At 45.1% G+C, this 7,765-nt stretch carries 5 protein-coding genes; all 5 read left to right on the top strand.

Features of this window, described 5'->3' with window-relative positions; all coding sequences use genetic code 11:
• Positions 1-626: 626 nt before the first annotated feature.
• Positions 627-3,419, top strand: coding sequence for a phosphoenolpyruvate carboxylase (gene ppc / locus AC4PM4_RS25890; protein WP_491614846.1), 2,793 nt, complete (start codon positions 627-629; stop codon positions 3,417-3,419).
• Positions 3,420-3,674: 255 nt separating this feature from the next.
• Complete coding sequence (sigW, locus tag AC4PM4_RS25885) at positions 3,675-4,241, top strand: RNA polymerase sigma factor SigW (protein WP_017692117.1); 567 nt, start codon at positions 3,675-3,677, stop codon at positions 4,239-4,241.
• A gap of 135 nt (positions 4,242-4,376) precedes the next feature.
• Positions 4,377-4,991, top strand: a complete 615-nt coding sequence (locus tag AC4PM4_RS25880; protein WP_063567043.1) for a zf-HC2 domain-containing protein — start codon at positions 4,377-4,379, stop codon at positions 4,989-4,991.
• A gap of 425 nt (positions 4,992-5,416) precedes the next feature.
• Complete coding sequence (gene cdaA, locus AC4PM4_RS25875) at positions 5,417-6,256, top strand: diadenylate cyclase CdaA (RefSeq protein WP_063567044.1); 840 nt, start codon at positions 5,417-5,419, stop codon at positions 6,254-6,256.
• Positions 6,249-7,730, top strand: coding sequence for a CdaR family protein (locus tag AC4PM4_RS25870; protein ID WP_269054243.1), 1,482 nt, complete (start codon positions 6,249-6,251; stop codon positions 7,728-7,730). Before cdaA ends, AC4PM4_RS25870 begins: the two co-directional genes overlap by 8 nt.
• Positions 7,731-7,765 lie beyond the last annotated feature (35 nt).

Genomic DNA, 7,765 nt, shown 5'->3' with positions numbered 1-7,765 from the left:
AACTTTAGCCTTCCAAGCTAATAGCGTGGGTTCGATTCCCATCACCCGCTTCATGTTTCATTGGAAAGTCTCTGTATATACAGGGACTTTTCTTTTATTTATAGAAACAACATCTCATTATAATACCAATCTCCTCTATATTCGTTTGATAAGTGAAAAAATACCTCCGAACTCCTTCATTAAATTCTGCTAAAAGAATCAAAAAATTATAAATACACTCTTTAATTTATTGCGTCACTGTGATAAAGTATACAAAAGCTTGCTTTGCCGGTCATGTTTCTTTATGTTTCGTCTGGTTTGTAACAATGGAAATCATGCAGATACGAATCGATTCAGGTACAACAAACATTCCCAGTCTAACTGTATATTTATGAAAAATTTAGAATAGGTATGAGTTATTCGAGTAATGAAAAGTACGTGAAAAAGGTATCATGCGACAGCATTTGACCATTAATCGAAGCAGAACAAGAAAATGAATAATAAAGCGTGTTTTTGTGCTGTAAATCAGGGTAAATCCCCTTTTTTACTAGTAGAAAAATAAAGATTTTCGTACCATTTTATTGTATGATGTTATGAAGGTGTCAAATTTACGTGTACGAATGGAACGATCAGATGGGAGGATAAGCATGACTGAAACTATGGTAACCGCCAGCAAAAGCCAATCCAACAACCTGCTTCGGCGAGACGTGCGGTTCCTGGGCAATATACTCGGAGAAGTTCTTGTCCATCAAGGAGGCACGGAGCTTCTAGATATCGTTGAGAAGATTCGGGAAACGAGCAAATCGTTGCGTGCAGAGTTCTTGCCAGAACTTTATGCAGAGTTCAAAACGATGATCCAGGAATTAGACTCGGAAAATCGCCATCAGGTGATTCGAGCTTTTGCGATTTATTTTCAATTAGTTAACATTGCTGAACAAAACCATCGGATCCGGCGTAAACGGGATTATGAACGTTCTGCAGGGGACGCTGTGCAGCCAGGATCGATTGAAAAAGCAGTACAAGATCTGAAGGAACGCGGACTGTCTCACACGGAAGTAGAGGATATTCTAGACGAGTTATCGCTGGAATTGGTGATGACAGCTCATCCAACCGAAGCCATGCGTCGGGTTATACTGGACATCCACAAACGGATATCCGAAGATGTCATGTCACTTGATAATCCTACGCTGACGTTGCGTGAACGTGAACAGTTGCGGGAGAAGCTGCTGAACGAAGTCATTACACTATGGCAGACTGATGAGCTTCGTGACCGTAAACCGACTGTGCTTGATGAAGTACGGAACGGAATGTATTACTTTCATGAAACGTTGTTCCATGTACTTCCGGATGTATACCAGGAGCTTGAACGCTGCCTGAATAAATTTTATCCTGACCATGACTGGCATGTGCCGACGTATTTGCGGTTCGGTTCCTGGATCGGTGGAGACCGGGATGGAAATCCTTCGGTAACTTCAGATGTAACATGGCAGACACTGTTGATGCAGCGTAAGCTCGCTTTACGTGAGTATCAACGGATTATGATTGAACTTATGGGACATCTCAGCTTCAGTACGAACATCATCCACGTATCGGATGAGCTGGTACAGTCGATTGAGCAAGACCGTAGTTGTGTAACATTGAAAAAAGTGGATATGTGGCGGAATGAAAAAGAGCCATATCGTATTAAATTGGCATATATGCTTGCCAAGCTGAACAATGTCCTGGATGAGAACAAAGTAGGACAGCCTGATCGCTATGACAGCGCTCAAGGACTGATGGATGATCTGATGATTATCGATCGCAGCCTGCGTCATCACTTTGCAGACTATGTAGCGGATACGACCATTCGCAAAATGATTCGTCAAGTGGAGTTGTTCGGTTTCCATACAGCTGCATTGGATGTGCGTCAGCACAGCAAAGAGCATGAAAATGCGATGTCAGAGATTTTGGCCAAGATGAACATCGTAGAAGATTATGCTCGTTTGACGGAAGATGGCAAAATCGATTTACTGGCTCGTTTGCTGGATGATCCTCGTCCGTTGACTTCCCCTTATCACCAATACACAGAGGGGACCAAAGAGTGTCTGGACGTATTCCGTACGATCAAGCGTGCTCAGAGCGAGTTTGGGGCCGGTTGTATCACAAGCTACCTGATTAGTATGACCCAAGGGGCAAGTGACCTGCTTGAGGTTATGGTATTTGCTAAAGAAGTAGGTTTGTTCCGCAAAGAACATAACGGTGAAGTGGTATCTACGCTTCAAGCGGTTCCATTGTTTGAAACGATTGATGATCTTCATGCCGCTTCGGAAATTATGGAGAAGCTGTTCAACCTTCCGGTATATCGCGCAAGTGTGAGTGGACGGAATGAACTGCATGAAATCATGTTGGGTTACTCGGACAGCAACAAGGATGGCGGAGTGGTTACAGCCAACTGGGAGTTGCGCGTGGCGATGAATGCTATCACTGCTGTTGGTAATAAACACGGCGTTAAGCTGAAGTTCTTCCATGGTAGAGGTGGGGCGCTCGGACGTGGAGGCATGCCTCTCAACCGCAGTATTCTTGCTCAACCACCACACACTATTGGTGGAGGAATCAAGATTACAGAGCAGGGTGAGGTTATCTCTTCCCGTTATTCCCTTCAGGGCATTGCATACCGCAGTCTTGAGCAGGCTACATCGGCTTTGATTACAGCTGCACTAAACGGTCTGGAGCCGCAAGAGTCGGAATCAGAGCGTCAGTGGGACAGCATCATCAAAGATATTTCCGAAGTATCTCTGACGAAATACCAGGATCTCATTTTCCGTGATCCAGACTTCTTTACTTTCTTCAAGGAATCGACACCGCTACCTGAGGTTGGGGAACTGAATATTGGTTCACGTCCATCCAAAAGGAAAAACAGCGACAAGTTCGAGGATCTTAGAGCGATCCCTTGGGTATTTGCCTGGACCCAAAGTCGTTATCTGCTTCCCGCATGGTATGCGGCAGGAACGGGACTTCAAAGTTACTATCAGGATAAAGAAGAAAATCTGGTTGTCCTGAAAGAAATGTATGAAAACTTCCCATTCTTCCGTACACTAATTGATACGGTGCAGATGGCTGTTGCCAAAGCGGATCTAGTCATTGCGAAGGAATACTCGGCTATGACTTCCAATGAGGAAGCACGTGATCGCATCTATGGTCAGATTGAATCGGAATTCAAGCTCACCAAAGAGCTGATTCTGAAAATTACCGGAGAAGCTGAAATTCTGGATGATGTACCGGTGATTCAAGAGTCGATCCGACTTCGTAATCCGTATGTCGATCCTTTGTCCTACATGCAGGTCCAACTACTGAGTGAGCTCAGAGATATGCGTGAGCGTGGCGAGGATGACACAGAGTTACTGCGTGAAGTGTTGCTTACGATTAACGGCATTGCAGCAGGACTTCGGAATACGGGTTGATCGTTAATCTGCTTAACAATATATGAAGTGAATTTTCCAGCCGTATAGATAGTAAAAGCTTAATTCTTTCCTCAGCTTGAGTGAGAGATGAAACGGGACTCCTTCGGGAGTTCCCGTTTTTACTGTTTTTGGCGGATATTTTCCGGCACAGTCTTGATTTTTGACCAAAGTTGATTTACGATTTGATTGGTGAATTACAAGTGTGGACGGGTATCAGAAGGCGGAAGACCCATCAGCATGTCTGGGGGAATAAGGGTGGACAATTTGGAGAACAGGCTTGTTAAGCTGGTACTGAAGGGTGACCAGCGGGCCTTTGCAGAAATCGTTGAATTATACAAGGACAAGCTGTTTCATCTGGCATACCGGATGCTGAACAATCGTCATGAAGCCGAAGACGTTGTACAGGAGACGTTTTTGCGTGTGTTTCGCAATATGGAGAAGTATGATCCGAACCAGAAGTTCTCAACCTGGATATACCGGATTGCAACCAATCTGTGTATTGACCGCTTACGGCGGAAGAAACCTTCTTATTCATTGGATGCAGAACTGAATGATCAGGAAGGGTCTGATGGTTATGCGATGCTTCCAAGCGATGATCGTACACCAGAGAGCGAAGCACTTTTGTCTGAAACACAGACACTAATCCGTGAAGCGATTGACAGTTTGCCGGCCAAGTATAAATCAGTCATGATTTTGAGATATTTACAGGACTTGTCGCTACAGGAAATCAGTGATGTGACAGGTATGCCCGTAACAACGATTAAGACTCGTGTTCATCGTGGGCGTGATTTTTTGCGTAAAAAACTGGAGTATAAGTTGTAAATGTAAAACGTCTTTTATTTGGGCGAATTTATTTGAAACATATCCGAAACGGATACGTATGTAATGTATGCAAGTCTTATGCGTGCTTTTTGGCGATGCAAGGACTAAGTGATCTAAGAAAGGATTGGCTCTCATATGGATTGCAACTCGGCCGTCTCTTTAATGCATGAATGTTTGGATGAGTCGTTGTCCCCGGCCCAGAAGGTTGAACTGAAAAGTCACCTTGTGACCTGTCCGGATTGTCGCATGCGCTTTAAAGAGTTGGAACAGACGGAAATGCTACTCTTTGCCATGAAACACTATTCACCGTCTGCCTCGGATGAGCTGACCAATCGAATTATGAATGCTCTGCCCCAGCCCAAGAGACAGCAAATATGGCTCAAATGGGTCAAAGGACATCCCGCGCTGACGGCGGCAGCCTTCTTTTTGGTCGTGATGCTCTTTAGCGCCTGGAATTTCTGGAATCAGAATAACGAAATGGTCGTTAAGGGAAATAATCTGGACCAGATCGTGATTGAAGGAAACACGGTTATTGTTCCGGAGGGCAAGTCCATTGCTGGCGATCTTACGATAGAGAATGGAACTGCTCAGGTATACGGTGATGTAAATGGCAATCTGACGGTCATCGACGGACAGTTGTATCAGGCCTCAACGGCACATATTTCCGGTCAGGTGAAAAGTATTGATCAAGCGCTGGACTGGTTCTGGTACAAAATAACCAATATGGTAAATGAAGTGGCTTACCGCTAAATCAGGGTAGATTCTTCAATGGTATATACCAAGCAGGGTACCTCCAGATTGCTGGGGTACTCTTTTTTTATCTAATGACTTTGTAATTTATGGGATTTGTGTTGTTTCTGCGCAGTTTGTGACTCCCGTAACTTGCAACCTGAACGTTAACGTTATAACCTAGATACTAAAGAGAACATACTACTACATATAGATAAGCTTTTTGCATAAATCCAAAGAGCGTCTTTCAATCCGCAAAATATAGATCGAAATAATTCTATTCGTCTATACGTTAGTTGGATCAGAGTGCTCCTTCCTAGCCAACTTTTGTACCTGAGAGTGTGCTTGAATGGATTTTGCAAATGCGAGAAAAGGATTAATTAAATCCTAATGGGTTAATATGAGAGCAGGGTTTACTCATCAATGGGGATAGCGGGGGCTGGCTTATGAACTATTTTGCTGACTTAACGTGGAAAGAGTCCATTAAGGACGTTATCGATATATTGATCGTTACCTATATTATGTACAAATTGATTTTGCTTGTGCGGGGTACCCGTGCGGTTCAGCTGCTTAAAGGTATTCTGTTCCTTGTAGTGATCTGGGCACTAAGTACGTGGCTAAACCTCTATACGCTCAAATGGCTAATGAACCAGATGTTTACGTTTGGTGTCGTTGCGGTCTTTATTATCTTCCAACCGGAACTGCGCCGTGGTCTGGAGCAATTGGGTCGAGGCAAACTGTTTGGACGCTCGGCAGCAGCAAGTGATGAAGAATTAACGGTGTTAATTGGTGAGATTATTAAGTCCGTGAATTATTTGTCACGACGTAAAATTGGTGCACTGGTTGTATTCGAACGGGAAACGGGTCTGAACGATTACACAGAGTCCGGGATCCAGATGCAATCTCTGGTCAGCTCAGAGCTGATGATTAACATTTTTATTCCGAATACACCGCTCCATGATGGAGCCGTCATTATACAGGGCAAACAGATTTCGGCGGCAGCCTGTTATTTGCCTTTGTCCGAGAATCCGTTTATTAGCAAAGAGCTAGGAACGCGTCACCGTGCAGCAATCGGGATTACCGAGGTTGCGGATGCGATCTGTTTAGTTGTTTCGGAGGAGACAGGACAAGTGTCGCTTGCGATGAATGGACAGGTTGTTCGTGATATTAAGGAAGAATCGCTGATTGCCAAACTGTACGAAGAACTGCGTCCAACATCCAATCTGACTAAAAAGAATGGTTGGACTACCTTCTGGAAACGGAAGGGGGGACGTAAAAATGGATAAATGGTTCAATAACAACAATTTTGCCAAGATTCTCGCTTTAGCGGTGAGTTTGTTGCTCTGGTTCATGATACATCTGGATGAAGTACCAACTACGCCAACGATCTCGACCGGGACAACGAATAAGGTTGTGGAGCGCACTGTGCCTGTTCAGCCTTATGGACTCGACAGCAACTCCTATGTACTTACTTCATTAAGTACGGATGAGGTCCGTCTGGAGATTAAAGGGCAGCGTTCGATGTTAACTTCGATTTTTACGAATGATGATTATAAAGTGCTAGTGGATCTTAGTCAGGTGAAGGATGGGTCCAATACACTGCCATTGGTGCCTGATCTGCCTTCCGGGGTTGAGGTAGTCAGCATGGAGCCTTCCATGGTTACGGTCAACGTGGAAAAATTGGGCACCAAATCCTTTGATGTGAATATTGTACCCGAAGGAGAACCATCCTCCGGATATAACGCTGGAACGCCCGTTGTTGAACCTTCAGGTCCAGTTAAGGTAACTCTGCCGGAAGGGCAGCTTGACGCCGTAGCGAAGGTTCAGGGCAGTGTGAGCGTGAAGGATGCGAAGGATGACGTGACGCAGAAAAAAGTGAAGCTTCAGGCATATGATGCGGAAGGCAAGGTCATTGAAAACGCGATTGTTACACCAGAAACCGTAGAAGTCCGTATTCCTGTCAGTCAGCCCTATACAACTGTGCCCTTAAGAATCAAATATTCGGGACAGTTGCCTGAGGGAATGGTGCTCTCCACGGTTGAGCCAAGCGTGAAAGAAGTCTCGGTTTACGGAACAGAGGATGCGCTTGCGGGTATACAGTCCTACGACCAAGTAACCCTTGATCTTACACAGTTCGATGAGGCAGGGTCGTCGACAGTTAACGTGGACTTGACGCCGCCGCCCGGTTTTGAGAAAATCGAGCCTAGTTCGATTCAGCTTAAGGTGACGGTATCGCCTTATGATGAGCTTCAGGAGACGACCAAAGTCTTTCCGAACGTACCCATTACGCTTACTGGCGCGGGGAACGGGCTGGAAGGGACACTGGTTACTCCCAAAAGTGGCGGCTTGAATATTACGCTTAGAGGTTCTTCAACGATGCTTGAAGGTCTAAGTAGCGATGATATCAAGTTGACTGCGGATCTTGCTGGACTTGCGGTAGGTACGCATGAAATAAAGCTTGAGGCTGACTTGCCTCGGTTTGCCAAACTGGATGAATCATCAGTTGATCTGAGCGCTACCGTCAAAATTAGCGAAAAGTCTGATGATACGACGGTTGCTCCTGGCGAAGATCCGAATGATGAAGGGACGGTGGGGCCTGATCCTTCACCAGCCGAAGTCGAGAATGGGGATACCGAAACTGCTCCTGGAGAAGAAGAAACAGAATCGAATACGGACAATCAGGAGCAGAGCCAGCAGGGGAATACCAGTCGAGGTAACTCCAATAACAGTGGTAGCAGTAATAGTGGCTCCAATCCGTAAAAGAAAATGTTCAGTACAGAATTTTAAAAATAACG

Source organism: Paenibacillus sp. MDV22-iso6 (assembly GCF_058408365.1).
This window is presented reverse-complemented; position numbering and strand designations above follow the sequence as displayed.